The organism is Chryseobacterium indologenes (assembly GCA_016025055.1).
GTDB classification, from domain to species: domain Bacteria; phylum Bacteroidota; class Bacteroidia; order Flavobacteriales; family Weeksellaceae; genus Chryseobacterium; species Chryseobacterium indologenes.
Genome location: CP065590.1, coordinates 1,336,857 through 1,352,857, shown reverse-complemented (window position 1 = coordinate 1,352,857; position 16,001 = coordinate 1,336,857). Strand labels below are relative to the sequence as shown.

At 36.5% G+C, this 16,001-nt stretch carries 17 protein-coding genes; 12 read left to right on the top strand and 5 right to left on the bottom strand.

All coding sequences use genetic code 11. The annotated features are described in order from the left end of the window. Positions 1-35: 35 nt before the first annotated feature. The 3 genes from H3Z85_06015 to H3Z85_06005 are packed head-to-tail and all read left to right on the top strand — an operon-like array spanning position 36 to position 3,564. Positions 36-1,298 carry a beta-lactamase family protein gene (locus tag H3Z85_06015; GenBank protein QPQ52953.1) on the top strand — a complete coding sequence of 421 codons (1,263 nt, stop codon included), beginning with the start codon at positions 36-38 and terminating at the stop codon, positions 1,296-1,298. A gap of 25 nt (positions 1,299-1,323) precedes the next feature. Further along, on the top strand, positions 1,324-3,102 hold the full coding sequence (locus H3Z85_06010) for an Ig-like domain-containing protein (GenBank protein ID QPQ52952.1): 1,779 nt from the start codon (positions 1,324-1,326) through the stop codon (positions 3,100-3,102). A gap of 3 nt (positions 3,103-3,105) precedes the next feature. Further along, positions 3,106-3,564, top strand: coding sequence for a heme-binding domain-containing protein (locus H3Z85_06005; GenBank protein ID QPQ52951.1), 459 nt, complete (start codon positions 3,106-3,108; stop codon positions 3,562-3,564). Positions 3,565-3,737: 173 nt separating this feature from the next. On the opposite strand, the gene H3Z85_06000 is transcribed toward H3Z85_06005, so the two are convergent. The 5 genes from H3Z85_06000 to H3Z85_05980 form a co-directional block, all read right to left on the bottom strand. Next, the gene (locus H3Z85_06000) at positions 3,738-4,250 is read right to left on the bottom strand and encodes an NUDIX domain-containing protein (protein QPQ52950.1); all 513 of its coding nucleotides are present in this window, start codon (positions 4,248-4,250) and stop codon (positions 3,738-3,740) included. A gap of 3 nt (positions 4,251-4,253) precedes the next feature. Further along, on the bottom strand, positions 4,254-5,168 hold the full coding sequence (gene xerD / locus H3Z85_05995) for a site-specific tyrosine recombinase XerD (protein ID QPQ52949.1): 915 nt from the start codon (positions 5,166-5,168) through the stop codon (positions 4,254-4,256). Between the two features lie 6 nt (positions 5,169-5,174). Beyond that, on the bottom strand, positions 5,175-5,597 hold the full coding sequence (locus H3Z85_05990) for a dCMP deaminase family protein (GenBank protein ID QPQ52948.1): 423 nt from the start codon (positions 5,595-5,597) through the stop codon (positions 5,175-5,177). Between the two features lie 50 nt (positions 5,598-5,647). Continuing rightward, positions 5,648-6,415, bottom strand: coding sequence for an enoyl-CoA hydratase/isomerase family protein (locus H3Z85_05985; protein ID QPQ52947.1), 768 nt, complete (start codon positions 6,413-6,415; stop codon positions 5,648-5,650). Positions 6,416-6,519: 104 nt separating this feature from the next. Next, positions 6,520-8,007: a catalase gene (locus H3Z85_05980; protein ID QPQ52946.1), complete on the bottom strand. Its 1,488-nt coding sequence runs from the start codon at positions 8,005-8,007 to the stop codon at positions 6,520-6,522. Positions 8,008-8,138: 131 nt separating this feature from the next. On the opposite strand from H3Z85_05980, the gene H3Z85_05975 reads away from it, so the two are divergent. From H3Z85_05975 to H3Z85_05935, 9 genes are all read left to right on the top strand, one after another. Continuing rightward, positions 8,139-9,089, top strand: a complete 951-nt coding sequence (locus H3Z85_05975; protein QPQ52945.1) for a LysR family transcriptional regulator — start codon at positions 8,139-8,141, stop codon at positions 9,087-9,089. Between the two features lie 233 nt (positions 9,090-9,322). Continuing rightward, positions 9,323-10,603, top strand: coding sequence for a methionine adenosyltransferase (locus tag H3Z85_05970; GenBank protein QPQ52944.1), 1,281 nt, complete (start codon positions 9,323-9,325; stop codon positions 10,601-10,603). Positions 10,604-10,683: 80 nt separating this feature from the next. Beyond that, positions 10,684-11,175: a hypothetical protein gene (locus tag H3Z85_05965; protein ID QPQ52943.1), complete on the top strand. Its 492-nt coding sequence runs from the start codon at positions 10,684-10,686 to the stop codon at positions 11,173-11,175. A 196-nt stretch (positions 11,176-11,371) separates the two neighbouring features. After that, the gene (locus H3Z85_05960; protein ID QPQ53844.1) at positions 11,372-11,962 is read left to right on the top strand and encodes a sigma-70 family RNA polymerase sigma factor; all 591 of its coding nucleotides are present in this window, start codon (positions 11,372-11,374) and stop codon (positions 11,960-11,962) included. A gap of 202 nt (positions 11,963-12,164) precedes the next feature. Continuing rightward, positions 12,165-12,860, top strand: coding sequence for a noncanonical pyrimidine nucleotidase, YjjG family (locus H3Z85_05955; GenBank protein ID QPQ52942.1), 696 nt, complete (start codon positions 12,165-12,167; stop codon positions 12,858-12,860). A 223-nt stretch (positions 12,861-13,083) separates the two neighbouring features. Next, the gene (locus H3Z85_05950) at positions 13,084-13,485 is read left to right on the top strand and encodes a PepSY-like domain-containing protein (GenBank protein QPQ52941.1); all 402 of its coding nucleotides are present in this window, start codon (positions 13,084-13,086) and stop codon (positions 13,483-13,485) included. An 81-nt stretch (positions 13,486-13,566) separates the two neighbouring features. Beyond that, positions 13,567-13,773, top strand: coding sequence for a PepSY-like domain-containing protein (locus H3Z85_05945; protein ID QPQ52940.1), 207 nt, complete (start codon positions 13,567-13,569; stop codon positions 13,771-13,773). A 181-nt stretch (positions 13,774-13,954) separates the two neighbouring features. Beyond that, positions 13,955-14,626, top strand: coding sequence for a response regulator transcription factor (locus H3Z85_05940; GenBank protein ID QPQ52939.1), 672 nt, complete (start codon positions 13,955-13,957; stop codon positions 14,624-14,626). Further along, positions 14,626-15,909: a HAMP domain-containing histidine kinase gene (locus tag H3Z85_05935; GenBank protein QPQ52938.1), complete on the top strand. Its 1,284-nt coding sequence runs from the start codon at positions 14,626-14,628 to the stop codon at positions 15,907-15,909. Before H3Z85_05940 ends, H3Z85_05935 begins: the two co-directional genes overlap by 1 nt. Positions 15,910-16,001: the final 92 nt, after the last annotated feature.

Sequence of the window (16,001 nt, the reverse complement as noted above, 5' to 3'; positions counted from 1 at the left end):
GAGTTTTATTAAATTGCCGCTCATTTTTGAATCTCATGAAGACGTGTAACTTTGTACTCCTTGTAACTGTTTTTTTATCCTTATTTTCCTGTAAAAACAAATCCGAAGCTAAAGAAGCATCGGTTGAAAATACAACAAACTTACCCAACTACGGAAACGTTGATTTAAATACAGTCTTTACCAAGGCTGACGGTCTTCTTTCCAATAAACAATTTTTAGTGGGGTATATTGACCAGTATTATAAAAAAGTGTGGGAAGGGAGTGATTTGAGCGGAGGTGTGCTGGTAGCTAAAGGAGACGAGATTCTATATGAAAATTACAGAGGTTTCGGAAGACAGGGCAATCAGATGCCCATCGATAAAAATACACCTCTGCATGTTGCTTCTGTCTCTAAAACGTTGACAGCAATGGCAATGATGAAACTGGTAGAAGCAGGAAAAATAAAACTTTCTGATCCTCTTACTCAGTATTTTCCGGGATTTCCTTATCCTAACGTAACTGTTCAGACCTTATTAGACCAAAGAAGTGGTCTTCCGAAATACGAATATTTTATCACCAAGATACAGCCCGCCCCGGCAGAGCTTTCCAAGCAGTTTCTTACCAATCAGGATATTTTGAATATGATCATCAAATACAAACCTGATTTGGCAAGAGATACAGATACAGGATTTATGTACTGTAATACCAACTTTGCAATGTTGGCATTGCTGATAGAAAAAATAACGAAAACACCTTTTCCTCAGGCTATGCAGGAGATGGTCTTTACACCGTTGAAAATGAAGAATACCTATATCTTCCAGGAAAAGGATATTCCAACCGCTTCGCAGTCTTTTTATTACGGCGGTAACAAATTGTATCCTTTAGATCGATTGGATCTGATTTATGGTGATAAAAATGTGTACACAACACCAAGAGATTTGTACAATTTCTCAAAAGCAATGTTTTCAAAGGATTTCTTAAAGCCCGATCTTATGCAAATGGTATTCACACCGTACAGCAACGAAAAGGCAGGAATGAATAATTATGGACTTGGTTTCAGAATGAAAATATTTGAAAACGGTGAGAAACTTACTTATCACAACGGATGGTGGCATGGGACGAATTCCGTGTTTGCCCATCTTTTAAAATCTAAAGTAACCATTATCGCGATCGGAAATAAGTATTCAAACAAAGTATACACTGCGTTGGCACTATCCGGATTATTTGAAGATTTCCCTTTACAGAAAGATAAACTTCAGACCGTTATGAATGACAGCAAAGATACTTTGAACTCCGGACACGAAGTTTTTGGAGAATAATGTTTATTTTTGCTCAAACATTTTCATGAGAAGGTTTCTTTTATTATTAGTTATCTGTTTTCTTGTACATTCATGTGCAAGGGTGGGATCTCCTGTAGGTGGGCCTAAAGATACTTTAGCTCCCAGATTTTTAAGCTCAAATATTGATACGACAAGGATCAATGTAAAAAGAGATATCCACGAACTTCGTCTCGATTTTGATGAATATGTGACCTTGAAAGATATCAATAAAAACCTGATCATCTCCCCACCTATTAAAAACATTAAAAGAATACTTCCGTCGAATATCGCCAATAAATTTGTCCTGATCCAGTGGGCAGATACTTTGCAAGCGAATACTACTTATAATTTTAACTTCGGAAATTCTATTGTAGATAACAACGAATCTAATATTTTACGCTATTTCAACTTTGCTTTCTCCACCGGAGACAAATTGGATGATTTGTATGTGAGTGGTGAGGTGAAAGATGCGATGGAAATAAAGAAAAAAACCGGTACTAATGAGAATAAATTGGTTGTAGGATTATATCAGGTAAAAGATACCATGAACTACAAACAAAAACCTTATTATATCACGAAAGTTGATGAGGACGGATATTATGAGCTGAATTATCTTTCACCCGGAAAATATAGAATTATAGCTTTTGATGACGAAAACGGAAATTCCATTTACGATCCCGGAAAAGAAAAAATCGGATTTAAAAAAGAAGCTATAGATATCGAAAAATCGATATCCGGACTGAATTTAAGTGTTTACCCGTCCAGAAAGCCTGTAAAATATTCAGAAATGAAAGAAATTGCAGGAGGAGTTCTGATGACATTCGAAGGTCATCCCGATGAGGTAAAAGTACAGTCTGCTACGGATAAACTTAAAGACTTAAAAGTTACTCACCGTCCAAAGTCAGATTCTGTAAGAATCTGGTTTGATGCCGTGAAAGATAATATAGGGCAGGAAACTGCTGAAAAGCTAATGTTTACCCATAATCTTGGCCCGAAAAAAGATAGTCTGTACACCGTTTCTTTATTTTATAAATATAATAAGAAAAATGCGATGGATATCAACAGTGATAATGGCGGCGGTTCATTAGCCCCAAAATCTGACTTTAGAATTCTGTCTAACTATATTGTTGATAAAATTGATCCTTCGAAATGGGTACTGAAAAGTGATAGCTTAACCACTCAGGAATTTACAGCGAAGATTTCCGAAACCAATCCTTATCTGATAGAGGTTAAATCAGATTTTGTCAATGGAAAGAAATACCAGCTTACTGTTCCAAAGGAAACCGTGTCATCTTTTTATGCTAAGAACGCACAATCAAAACGTTTTGATTTCGATGTTGAGAAAATTGATCAGTTCGGAAGTCTTGAATTTGCACTTACCAATGCACCGGCTTCCAGCTATTGGCTTCAGCTGTTGGATTCTTCAGAAAAAGTTGCGTACCAGAAATATATAAAGGGAGATAAGGTAAAATTTGATATCCTTAAACCCGGCGAATATTTTGTAAGAATATTAGTTGACAATAATGAAAACAAATATTGGGACAATGCTGATTTTGCCAGTGAAACATTTGCTGAAGATGCATATGTTTTCTATAAAAAAGCCATTGTCAGAGGGTTATGGGAAACAAGGGAAGACTGGGATCTGAAAGACACAAGGACATTGGATAATCCGAAAGGAACGACGCCTCCGCCAGCATCTGAAAACCCTGTTCCGCCTGCGGCTACCGACGAGAAAGAAACCGTAAAACAAGAAGCAAAAAAAGAATTAAAATCCAATAGCGCGATTTTGACTCCAGCAAAATAAATAATGAAGACGGCAAAAAAAATATTCTTCTGGACTTTGGTCGCTTTTGCGCTGATTCAGTTTGTACCCATCGACAGGGTGAATCAACCTGTGGATTCTAAAGTGAATTTTGTAGAAACAAAAGCTGCTCCGGAAAAAGTAAGAGCATTGCTCAAAAATGCATGTTATGACTGTCATTCGAATGAAACAGTATATCCTAAATATGCCTACATAGCGCCCATTTCCTGGTCTGTCAAAAGCCATGTGAACGATGGGCGCCAGCACCTTAATTTCTCTGTTTGGAATACTTATAACAAGGAGCTTAAAGAAAATATGCTGGATAGGTCTGTTGAGGCCCTTAAGCACAAAACAATGCCACTGCCCGGATATATTGTTTATCACAAAGAGGCCAATCTTTCGGAAGCTGAAAGAACTTTACTTATTCAGTATTTTGAAGAAATGCTGAAATCCAAAACCTATTAATTACAATATATTTCCCACAGAGTACACGAATTGCACAGATGCGTTTTGTATAACATTCTGCAATAACTTGTGTATTCAACATAAAAAACTCGCAGATTTTACAGAATAAGCAGTTGGAAATTACCAATGATCTGCTGCATTTGCAAAATCTGCGAGAGTATATTGAGAAAAAATTATTTCTTAATGTAGATCTCAAAAAACTTCTTTTGAGAATCGAAAGCAATATCCTCAAGGTTCAGTTCCCTGAGAGGAACCCATACCGCTTCTGAAATCTCTGCAATTTCGAGGTTTACCTCAAACTTTTCCGAAACATTATATTCATAAAAGAGATCAATAGTATTGTAATCAATTTCTTTGTATTGATAAATGTTAGGAAGGCTGGTAAGGTATTTCAGTTTTGAAATATCAATATCAAGCTGAAGCTCCTCAAAAAGCTCTCTTTTACACGTTTCTTCGGCACTTTCTTTAGGGTCTACAAATCCTCCGGCCAGATCCAGTTTTCCTTTTTTTGGGTCTCTATTCCTTCTGGTAAGGTAGATTTCTTCGCCACATCTGATGACCACGGCCACAGCACCTGCTACATTATTATAAAGTGTAAAACCGCATTCGGGACAGCTCCATTTCTTTTCTCCATCCCAATGCAGAGATTCTTTGCCACAGCTTGGGCAATATTTCAATAATTTCATAGGTTATTGAGTAACGTTAATATTTCTCGGGTGATAACTCAAAATAACATCTCTCAATTCTTCAGTCTTCAGGTGGGTGTAGATTTCCGTAGTCGTGATACTGGAGTGTCCCAGCATTTCCTGTATATAACGCAAATCAGCTCCATTTTGCAATAAATGGGTTGCAAACGAATGCCTGAATGTATGGGGAGATATCTTCTTGTTGACCCCTGCTTTATCTGTAAGTTCCTTGATAATAAGGAATACGATCACTCTTGACATGGAAGTTCCACGGCTGTTCAAAAATAAAGTGTCTTCGTATTTTTTATTGATTTTACCTTTTGATCTTACCTCTTTGATATAACTTTCAAGCATTTCTGCAGTATAATCAGCCAAAGGAACGAAACGGGTCTTGTTTCCTTTTCCATGGATTTTAATATACTGTTCTTTAAAGTTGATGTTTGATATTTTCAAATCAATCAGTTCAGAAACACGGAGTCCGCAGCCATACAATACCTCAATGATGCAATGGTTTCTCTTACCAAGATCAGTATTGACTTCAATAGCAGCAATAATTCTGTTGATATCAGGTAGACTTAAAGTATCAGGTAGATACAATCCCAATTTCGGGCCTTCAAGTAACGCTGCCGGATTGTCTTCACGAAATTCATCTTCGAGCAGAAATTTGAAAAAGGCTTTTATGGAAGATATCCATCTTGCCTGAGATCTTTCACTGAATTTCTGTTTAGAAAGATTGAAAATGTACTCCTGCAGGTTTTCATAACCAATAGTATCTGGGCCGACGTTTGCCAGATCTTCTTCTGCGTAATCTTTTAGTTTTTTAATATCCCGAACATAAGCGTCGAGAGTATTGTCTGAAAAATTTCTTTCGAAACGAAGAAATATTTCAAAATCTTTGATCTTTTCATCCCAAGTCATTTGTGCTTATTTTTTTAGTTCACAGTCCGATATTTGTTCTATTTCAATATTATGGCCTCTCAGGAAAGATATCCCATCGTCATCCGAATACTCATTGATATACACCAGTCTTGTAATACCTGCCTGCAGGATCAGCTTGCTACATTCTTTACAAGGTGACAGCGTCAGATATAACGTTGCTCCTTTTGCAGATTGAGTAGAAGCAGCCAGCTTTAAAATAGCATTAGCTTCTGCATGCAATACATACCAGTGTGTTTTTCCCTCTTCATCTTCACAGCAGTTTTCGAATCCCGAAGGAGTTCCGTTGTAACCATCTGAAATAATCATCCTATCTTTTACGATAAGAGCCCCTACCTGTTTTCTCTTACAGTAGGAGAGTTTTGCCCATTCCTGGGCCATTTTTAGATAAGCCTTGTCAAACTTATTCATACCGCAGCATCAGTTTTTTCGAAATAATTTGGATTAAAAGTTTTGAAAGTTTAGAAGTTCGGCTTTCTTTTCTCTAGGAAAGCTGTGACTCCTTCTTTCTTATCGTTCATTTCAAAAAGTTCTCCGAAATATTTGATTTCAGTTTCAAAACCTTTATCCGTGTCCGATAGATTCACGGCGTTTATCGCCTTGGATATTGCCATTGGTGAATTGTAGGCAATAATGTTCGCTAATTCTTTCGTTTTGGTTAATAATTCTTCAATAGGGTATACTTCATTGACCAATCCGATCTCTTTTGCTTTTTGGGCAGTGATCATTTTGGCTGAGAAGATCATTTCGTTGGCAATACCTTTTCCTACAAGCTTCGGAAGCCTCTGAGTTCCTCCATATCCGGGGATCAATCCCAGGGTAACTTCAGGAAGCCCCAATCTGGCGTTTTCCGATGCATATCTGATGTGGCATGCCATGGCAAGCTCTAAACCTCCTCCCAGTGCAAAACCGTTTACGGCTGCAATGACAGGTTTGGGCATGTTTTCTATTTTGTTGAACAAAGTGTTTTGTCCGTTTCTAGCCAATTCTTCAGCTCTTTCCTGTCCGAAATCACTGAATTCTTTGATATCAGCACCTGCTACAAAAGATTTTTCTCCGCTTCCTGTAAGGATAATTACTCTACATGAACTGTCTGAAGAAAGCTCATCAAGAGCGGTACTGATCTCCTGAATTGTTTTTGCATTTAATGCATTTAAACTTTCAGGTCTATTTATGGTAATGATAGATAATTTATCTTCCTTTTTTAATAATATATTTTCGTAACTCATTTTTCCACTTTAAAATATCATCCTTTGCAAATTATGAATTTTTTACAAAAAAAAGGAAAAAATATTATTTTTTTTCCTTTTTTTTATTTTATTGTTCAATCTGATTATTTAGAGTGATTCATCATATTTGTATCAATATTGACATTTAGTTGAGAAGCCACTTTCATGCCAAGCTCAATGTTGGCGCGGAAAAAATGACATAATTGTCTGTTGATAATCTCATCTTTTTTAGGTCCCGTGATGCCTTTCATGCTTCCGATAATATTTTTAATAAGATGATCCCTGTCTTCTGCACTCATTGCCTTTGTATATAATAATCCCGGTTGCGTATAATGATCACTGTCATTATCGTTTCTGTTGTAGTTGGCAACATGGGCACTGTCTAACTCATATTCGTAATTTTTGTAAGATACGTCTGCCTCTGTATCATCAAAACTATTTGGGAAATAATTCGGTTTGTCCTGATAATGGCTTGAATCTGCCATGAACCCGTCTCTCTGGTAATTATTGACGGCAAAAGGACATCTGTTTACCTCAAGCTGATGGGCATTCACACCAACTCTGTATCGGTGAGCATCCGGATAAGAGAACAGCCTTCCCTGAAGCATTTTGTCAGGTGAAAAGCTGATTCCGTTTATAAGGTTGCTAGGTGAGAAGGTAGATTGTTCTACGTGCGCAAAGTAATTTACAGGAACTTCATTAAGTTCCATTTCCCCTACTTCAATCAGTGGGAAATCATCGTGGAACCATACTTTGGTCACGTCAAAAGGATTCCATCTGAAATCTTTTGCCTGCTCCTCGGTCATTACCTGGATATACATTGTCCATTTTGGAAAATCTCCATTTTCAATAGCATTACAAAGATCTTCCTGTGCGAAGTCAGGATTCTCTCCTGCCATTTTTACGGCATCTTCATCCGTAAAGTTTTTTACACCCTGTTTCGTTTTGAAATGGAATTTTACCCATACCCTTTCGTTTTTATCATTGATCATCGAGAAAGTATGAGATCCGAAACCGTGCATATGTCTGTACCCATGTGGAGTTCCTCTGTCTGACATTAAAATAAGTACCTGATGAAGAGATTCGGGATTTAAGCTCCAGAAATCCCACATCATGGTGGCACTTTTTAAGTTGGTTTTGGGTACTCTTTTTTGGGTATGGATAAAGTCCGGGAATTTTTTCGCGTCTTTAATAAAGAAGACTGGCGTATTGTTTCCAACCAGATCCCAGTTTCCGTCTTCGGTATAAAATTTTAAAGCAAAACCTCTTGGGTCTCTCGCCGTATCCGCACTTCCTTTTTCTCCTCCCACTGTAGAAAATCTCGCAAACATTCTGCATGAGTTTCCTACTTTTGAGAATAATTTTGCCTTGGTATATTGGCTGATATCATGCGTTACGGTAAATGTTCCGTACGCTCCGCTTCCTTTCGCGTGCACAATTCTTTCAGGTATTCTTTCCCTAACGAAATGGGCTAGGTTCTCCTGAAGAACAAAGTCTTGCAGCAATACCGGGCCTCTTGGACCTACCGTCTGGGAATCCTGATGTTCAAAATAAGGTGCGCCGCTACTTAACGTTAATTTTTTAGAATCCATATAATTGATGATTTGAATAATTGTTTCTTCTTTTTAATATAAGTGTAAAGGTAGTGATTATCAAATTTACTTGAATTTTTAATTGCTTATAGCAAAAACATTATATCTTTGTAATAGATAATATTAATCAGATGAACATTCAGCAACTGGAATATCTTATCGCTGTTGATAAGTATAAACATTTTGGTAAAGCAGCTCAGGCATGCTTCATTACTCAGCCTACTTTAAGTGCCATGATACAGAAATTTGAGGACGAACTGGATGTGAAGGTTTTCGACAGAACGACACACCCTATCCGCACCACAGATGTAGGTTTGCAGATCATTGATCAGGCCAAGGTGATCATAGAGTCTGTCAATGAGCTGAAAAATAAAGCCAACCTTTTGAATAACATTTTAGGAGGAACGATTAATTTGGGTATTATCCCAACCGTTTCCTCTTTTATTCTGCCGACTGAGATCTTTAAGTTCCTTGAACAAAATCCGAAGATCCAGATGAATGTAAAAGAAATGACGACAGATAATATTATTAAAGCATTAAAAGCAGGAGAGCTGGATGCCGGTATTATCTCAACGCCATATGATACGGCTGATGAATTTTACCAGGATTTCCTTTTCAATGAGGAATTGATGATCTATAGCTCTAATACAGAAGCTAATAAAAAGAATTCTTACATCATTCCGGAAGAGCTTAATGTAGAAAAAGTATGGTTGCTTGAAGAAGGAAATTGCCTGAGAAATCAATTTGAAAATATCTGTCATCTGAAAGAAAATACCTTAAAGCCTAAGAATCTTGATTTCCTGGCTTCCAATATTCAGACTTTGGTGCATATGGTTGATAAAGTAGGAGGAATCAGTATTCTGCCTGAACTGGCATTGAGCCAGCTTTCCGAAGAGCAGAAAAAGAATGTTTTCAGATTCAAGAAGCCTTTCCCTTACAGAGAGATCAGTATTATTTATTATAAGCCGACATTTAAACAGAAAATCATTGATGAATTGTCACATTCTATCAAAAATTCTCTGGAGCTTAAACTGAATTATCATGTAAGCCCAAAAGAATTTGTCAGCATAAAGCCTCAGTAATCGCAAGGCTTTAAAGTGAGATAAATCATTAATTTAAAGAAAATTATAATTAATAAACAAAATTTTTGAGTATTACGAAAATAGTGCTTAAATTTGCTGACGTTTATTAACGAGGAAAAATTTGACCTGATTGCAACCTCTATAAAAAAATGCTAAAACAGTATTCTTTTTTTCGGGCCATTTATTCTTATTTTTCTTCGACAATATTTTTAATCTAAAAAACAAAGAATAATATGTCTTATTTATTTACGTCTGAATCAGTTTCAGAAGGACATCCGGATAAAATTGCAGATCAGATTTCCGATGCATTAATCGACCATTTTTTAGCCTATGATAAAGATTCTAAAGTAGCATGCGAGACGCTTGTTACTACGGGACAGGTTGTATTGGCAGGAGAAGTAAAGTCAGATGCTTATCTTGATGTACAGACGATTGCAAGAGAGGTAATCAATGGGATCGGATATACAAAAGGGGAATATATGTTCAACGGAGATTCTTGTGGAGTGATCTCAGCGATTCACGAGCAGTCTCCTGATATCAACCAGGGAGTTGACAGAGCTGTGACAGATGAATCTTTTGAAGCGAAAGCTAATGCACAGGGAGCTGGTGACCAGGGAATGATGTTCGGTTATGCTACTAACGAGACGGCAAACTACATGCCTCTTGCACTGGATCTGGCTCATACTATTCTTAGGGAACTTTCTGCGATCAGAAGAGAAAATAAAGAAATCACTTATCTTCGTCCTGATGCAAAAAGCCAGGTAACTATTGAATATTCTGATGATCACAAACCAATCAGAATTGATTCCATCGTAGTATCTACACAACATGATGACTTCGGAACAGAAGAAGAAATGCTGAACAAGATCCGTGAGGATATCAAAAACATTCTGGTTCCAAGAGTTGTTGCACAGCAGACTGAAGAAATCAAAGCATTATTCAACGATCAGATCAAATATCACATCAATCCTACCGGTAAATTTGTAATCGGTGGTCCTCACGGGGATACCGGTCTTACAGGCAGAAAAATCATTGTTGATACCTACGGAGGAAAAGGGGCTCACGGTGGTGGTGCTTTCTCAGGAAAAGACCCTTCAAAAGTTGACAGAAGTGCTGCGTACGCAACAAGACATATTGCCAAGAACCTGGTAGCAGCTGGAGTTGCTGACGAAGTTTTAGTGCAGGTTTCTTATGCAATCGGGGTTGCTGAGCCATGTGGTCTGTATATTAATACGTACGGAACTTCAAAAGTTGATCTTCACGATGGAGAAATTGCCAAGAAAGTTTCTGCTATTTTTGATTTAAGACCTTATGCTATTGAGCAGAATCTGAAATTAAGAAACCCGATCTATCAGGAAACGGCTTCTTACGGGCATATGGGTAAAGATCATTATGTTGCTGATAAAACTTTCAATAAAGGCCATAAAAATGAAATTACCTTGAAGGACCTCGAGTTCTTTACCTGGGAAAAGCTAGACAAAGTAGAAGAAATTAAGGCTGTTTTCGGAATTTAATTTTTTCTTTAGAATAAATGAGCTGCTTTATCTTCTGATAAGGCAGTTTTTTTTATTTTTACACTTTAATTAATTGAACGATGATGAATTTTCGAACTGCGGTTACAATTCTTTCCCTGTTTTTTCTGACTACATTGGTAAAAGCCCAGTATACCATGCATAAAATGATAAGTGTAGGATATACCTATCAGAACCAGAGTTTCGGGGAAGTCGGGGGTAAATTGCTTTTTCTGAAAAATGACGATGTAATTTACAGGTTGGGAGGTTCTGCCCTGATGGGAGTGGCAGACTCTAAATTTGCCATCATGCCCAAGCTGCAGGCAGACGTACTGCTTAACTTTGAGAAGAATGTGGATTTCTACCATTCTTACTATTTTTTGGTAGGAGCGGAAGGAACCAATAAATATATAGCTCCCAAGATCGGAGTAACATTATTCGGGATGCTGGACCTTACCGGTGGCTATGCATTTTCCATTGGAGATACCCGTTTAAACGGTAAAGAAATGAAAGGACTAAATATTAATTTTACACTAAATATCCCTACAGTCTTCATTCATGATATGTTTAAGTGATTTTTTTTAAATTTTTATCGTGAAAAATTAATAAAAGGTTAACAGTTGTTAAAAAATTATTATATTTACGTCATAATATAATTTGTACCAGCCTATCGAAGAGACTCTACTCTAAAAACTGTTTTGTATTTACAGCTAGAACCAGATGAGATATCTGGAAGGATACCTGTCTACAAATGTTATATTGAGAAGAGTTATGAAATCAAAATCGGATAGTTTACTAATTTCACTTTACCAGAAAGGTGACGAAGAGGCATTGTCAACCCTTATTCATCGCCATCAGAGAGAACTTTTTACATTCATTTTTTATAAAATTAATGATGAAGATTTAGCCAACGATATTTTTCAGGATACATTCATGAAAATTATTGTAATGCTTAAAGAAGGACGCTATAACGAAGAAGGCAAATTTATTCTTTGGGCCAAAAGAATTTCTCACAATTTAATCATCGATCATTTCCGGTCAAAAGCCAAAAATATCAAAGTCTCAGAAACTACTTTTGAAACCGATGAGTATTCTATTTTTGACCTGATCAGGGAGCCTTCTGAAAATATTGAAGATCAGATGGTTACTAACCAGATCCAGGAGGATTTGATGAAAATGCTGCAATTTCTTCCACTCAATCAGCAGGAAGTGATCAAATTAAGGTTTTTTGACGGACTAAGTTTTAAAGAAATTGCAGATCATACGGATATGAGTATTAATACCACCCTTGGCCGGGTTAGATATGCACTCATCAACCTGAGAAAAATCATGGATGAAAATAATATAATATTAACCAGATAAATAATATTTTGAAAAATTTCGCGTTTTAAGGAAAACATGCTTCGCTTATGAAAAAAAATGACTCCTTAAAAGTGAAAACTTTGAAACCTAAAAAACAAACCATCGATTTTTTGCTCAATTTTTCTAAAAGTATTGAAATTGTGAAGAGCAAGAGCAAAAATTACCCGATTCAAAAAAATTAAAATGATTAACTTTGTGCTGTATGAAAATGCAGCATGTTTATTTTGACCTGGACAATACGCTCTGGGATCATCGCAGAAACGCCTATCTGACGATCAAAGACCTTTTCGAAAAACAGGAAATAACTTCAAAATATAATATCGATTTTGAAGAGTTTCACGCTGTTTACCACGATATCAATGAAGACCTTTGGGAAAAGATAAGAGATGGAATTATAGGCAAAGAGTATTTGAGAGAACATCGGTTTTATGACTCATTCAAACATTTCGGTGTAGAAAACAAAGAACTTTCTCTTTATTTTGAGGAACATTTTCTGGATAATATTGTAAGTCATAATGAATTGGTGGACGGAGCAGAAGATATCCTTGATTATTTAAAAGCTAAAAACTATACTTTACATATCATTTCCAACGGCTTTCAGGAAGTGACTGAAAGAAAGTGTACATTATCAGGCATTGCCCATTATTTTAAAACGATTACCAGTGCAGATGCCATTGGTGTAAGAAAGCCTAATCCCAGGATTTTTGAATACTCCCTGGGACTTTCAGAGGCCAGAAAAGAAGAGAGTATTCTGATCGGTGACGACTGGATTGCCGATGCCATGGGAGCTACAGATTTTGGGATGGACGCTATCTTTTTTGATGTTTATAAAGAAGATAAAAAAGAGCCGGGGATAAAGGCTGTTACCCATTTGCAGCAAATTAAAGATTACCTGTAAGGGTAAGACATTGATAATATAGAGAAGCCATTAAGTTCAACTTAGTGGCTTTTCTTTTCTTCATATATTTTTAAAATAAAGACAGATAAGTCCGGCCATCTGTACAAATCTTGGATCATATTAAATTTAATCCGTTTTAATCTTTTACCGAATTTTTTTTCCTAATTCTTTCCCAAATTGATTCTGAACTTTGCTCTATAATAAGAACGGAAAAATTAATGTTATGAAAAATTTAAAGAAAATTACGGCAGTATTTGTTTTTATGTTTTTACTAATGGGAGGGTCTATGTCCGCACAGGACAGAGCAATCTCGCCGAATCAGTTGCCAAAGACAGCCAAAAACTTTTTATATGCCCATTTTAAAGGGATTCCCGTAAGCTCTGCTGTGGAAGACAGAGAAATTTATGGGGTTGATGAATATAAGGTATACCTGAACAATGGAATGAAAATGGAATTCGATAGTAACGGGAACTGGAAAGAAGTTGATGGAAAACACCAGAAAATACCTTACGGTTTTATTCCTGCTTCCATCAGAAATTATTCTGTAAAGAATTTCCCCAATACTTATATTACTAAGGTTGAAAAAAGAGATGGTCTTATAAGGCTGAACTTTCCAACGGATTAGAACTGGAATTTGACAGAAGCGGAAATTTTAAAAAAATTGATGACTGAGTAAGATAACGTATAACAATAAAAATTTAGCATTATGGTCAACTGGAGCTTAATAAGAAGTAACGGAAGAAAACTGTCTTCCGCTAAGATTAGAAAAAGTATTGTGTCTTTTATGACAAAGCACCATCCGTGCAGTGTGGTTCAGTCCATTGAAAAAAAATATAATGCCTATAAAATCGAATTAATAAGTGGAGTAAGCCTGTTTTTCGATGCTAACGGACGTTTTGTAAAATCAAACTAACTGTTCATGAAAGAAGGCTTAAAGACGAATGCCGGTGATCACTTACGAATATTAGATATTTTATGGGTAGTGTACCATGCTAGTCTTATTCTGACGATGCTTTCGTAATGATCCCGGCTTTGCTCTATAATTTTATATATTTGATATAAATTTAACCCTGTCTCAGTGGCGCAAATTACCTATGAAGATTTTAATAGTAGAAGATGAACCGGAATTGAAGAATGTTGTACAGAAATTTCTGGAAGCGGAACATTTCATTGTGGAGTACGCCGATACCTATCATTCCGGGTTGGAAAAGATTATTTCCTATGAATATGACTGCATTTTGTTAGACATTATGCTTCCTGATGGTAACGGTATCGACCTGTTGAAAGAGATTAAAAAAATGCATAAGAAAGATCCGGTGATCATCTTATCTGCAAAAGATTCAGTAGATGATAAAGTAGCCGGATTGGAAATTGGAGCGGATGACTATCTTGCCAAACCTTTCCATCTTGCAGAATTAATGGCAAGGATCAAATCTGTGATCAGAAGGAACCATCAGGATGGCGAAAATATCATTTCCTATAAAAACATAAGCATAGACCCGGACAACAGAAAAGTAATGGTAGCAGGCGAAGAACTTCTTGTAAACCGTAAAGAATATGATCTGTTGTATTACTTTGTAATTCACCCGGAAAAAACATTGCAGAAAACTACCCTTGCAGAGGCGATTTGGGGAGATTACATCGATCAGGCAGATAGCCTGGATTTTATCTATTCACAGATTAAAAACCTTCGCAAAAAACTGAAAGCATCCAATGCGGAAGCAGATTTTCAGGCCGTGTACGGAATAGGATATAAATTTGTCTGATGAAAGTTTCACTAAAATACTACACGATAAAATACCTTATCATGATCCTGCTGCTGATCATTGCAGTATGGGCAGGGTTATTTTATGCTTATATCCTGGACGAAGTACATGATAATGTAGATGATGGATTGAGAGACAGGAAGATACAGATTATTAAAGCGGTGTACCTGAACCCCCAACTCTTGAAGAATAATGAATTTGGATTTAATGAATTTAAAATCAATCCTATTGGTTCCGGAGATTATCAAAATAAAAGCAGGCTCTATAATAAAATGTATTATATGGAGTACGATGACAAGGACCAGCCCTATCGTGTGCTCGAAGCAGATTTTATTGATCAGTACAAAAATCACCAGCGACTTGTCATCAGAACTTCGACCGTAGAAGAAGATGAATTGATCTATGACCTCACGACGGCTCTTATTGTGTTGTATATTCTTTTAGTCATAAGCATTGTCGTTGTCAATGGCTATCTCCTCAATAAAGCAATGAGGCCCTTCTACTCAATTTTAGATAAGCTTAAAAAATATCAGTTTGGGGTGCCTTCCCTCCAGAATCCGCAAAGTTATTCGATTAAGGAATTTGAAGAACTGAACGTAGAAATTGATGAAATGATTGAACGAAACGAACTCGTTTTTTATCAGCAGAAACAATTCATAGAAAATGCTTCCCACGAACTTCAGACTCCGCTGGCAATTGTTATTAATAAGATAGATCTGCAGATTCAAAACGAAAATCTTGATGAAAAAAACATGAACCTTCTTTCTGAAGTGAAAAATGACCTCAGAAGAATGGTGGGGCTGAATAAATCTTTACTCATGCTTTCCAAAATAGAAAACAGCCAGTTTAATAAAACCTCAGGGGTAGATTTTAATGATTTGATCACCAAACTGGTTGAAAACTATGAAGACTTCATAGCCTTTAAGAAAGTGAATGTCAATATTATAGGAAAAGGATTTTTTATTGCGGATTTTAACCGGGATCTTGCAGATATTTTGTTGTCCAATCTTCTTAAAAACGGAATAAAGTATAATAACGAAAACGGTATTCTCAATATCATCATTGAAGATAACAGGATTATCTTTCAAAACAGCGGAGCCGGAATCGCTTTAGATGCATCAAAAATATTTAACCGTTTCTATAAGCAGGGTAGTGATCATGGCTCTACCGGGCTGGGTCTTTCTATTATAAAGACGATCATCAAACAATATCCGGGCTGGAGTATTTCATACGAATTTGAAGACGCAATGCATTACTTTATTCTTGAAAAAAACAAGAGGTAATTCAGGGGGTGAATTACTATAAAACTACCGTTAGCAGATACAATAAGAGGCTGTCTCATGTTGAAACAGCCTCATTTATTATATTAAAACAT

Coding starts and splice junctions, on each gene's coding strand:
- H3Z85_05955 (QPQ52942.1), top strand. CDS start 12,165: ATGAAAATGCAGCATGTTTATTTTGACCTGGACAATACGCTCTGGGAT.
- H3Z85_05935 (QPQ52938.1), top strand. CDS start 14,626: ATGAAAGTTTCACTAAAATACTACACGATAAAATACCTTATCATGATC.
- H3Z85_05980 (QPQ52946.1), bottom strand. CDS start 8,007: ATGGATTCTAAAAAATTAACGTTAAGTAGCGGCGCACCTTATTTTGAA.
- H3Z85_05985 (QPQ52947.1), bottom strand. CDS start 6,415: ATGAGTTACGAAAATATATTATTAAAAAAGGAAGATAAATTATCTATC.
- H3Z85_05970 (QPQ52944.1), top strand. CDS start 9,323: ATGTCTTATTTATTTACGTCTGAATCAGTTTCAGAAGGACATCCGGAT.
- H3Z85_06010 (QPQ52952.1), top strand. CDS start 1,324: ATGAGAAGGTTTCTTTTATTATTAGTTATCTGTTTTCTTGTACATTCA.
- H3Z85_05960 (QPQ53844.1), top strand. CDS start 11,372: ATGAAATCAAAATCGGATAGTTTACTAATTTCACTTTACCAGAAAGGT.
- H3Z85_05940 (QPQ52939.1), top strand. CDS start 13,955: ATGAAGATTTTAATAGTAGAAGATGAACCGGAATTGAAGAATGTTGTA.
- H3Z85_06015 (QPQ52953.1), top strand. CDS start 36: ATGAAGACGTGTAACTTTGTACTCCTTGTAACTGTTTTTTTATCCTTA.
- H3Z85_05945 (QPQ52940.1), top strand. CDS start 13,567: ATGGTCAACTGGAGCTTAATAAGAAGTAACGGAAGAAAACTGTCTTCC.
- H3Z85_05990 (QPQ52948.1), bottom strand. CDS start 5,597: ATGAATAAGTTTGACAAGGCTTATCTAAAAATGGCCCAGGAATGGGCA.
- H3Z85_06005 (QPQ52951.1), top strand. CDS start 3,106: ATGAAGACGGCAAAAAAAATATTCTTCTGGACTTTGGTCGCTTTTGCG.
- H3Z85_06000 (QPQ52950.1), bottom strand. CDS start 4,250: ATGAAATTATTGAAATATTGCCCAAGCTGTGGCAAAGAATCTCTGCAT.
- xerD (QPQ52949.1), bottom strand. CDS start 5,168: ATGACTTGGGATGAAAAGATCAAAGATTTTGAAATATTTCTTCGTTTC.
- H3Z85_05965 (QPQ52943.1), top strand. CDS start 10,684: ATGATGAATTTTCGAACTGCGGTTACAATTCTTTCCCTGTTTTTTCTG.
- H3Z85_05950 (QPQ52941.1), top strand. CDS start 13,084: ATGAAAAATTTAAAGAAAATTACGGCAGTATTTGTTTTTATGTTTTTA.
- H3Z85_05975 (QPQ52945.1), top strand. CDS start 8,139: ATGAACATTCAGCAACTGGAATATCTTATCGCTGTTGATAAGTATAAA.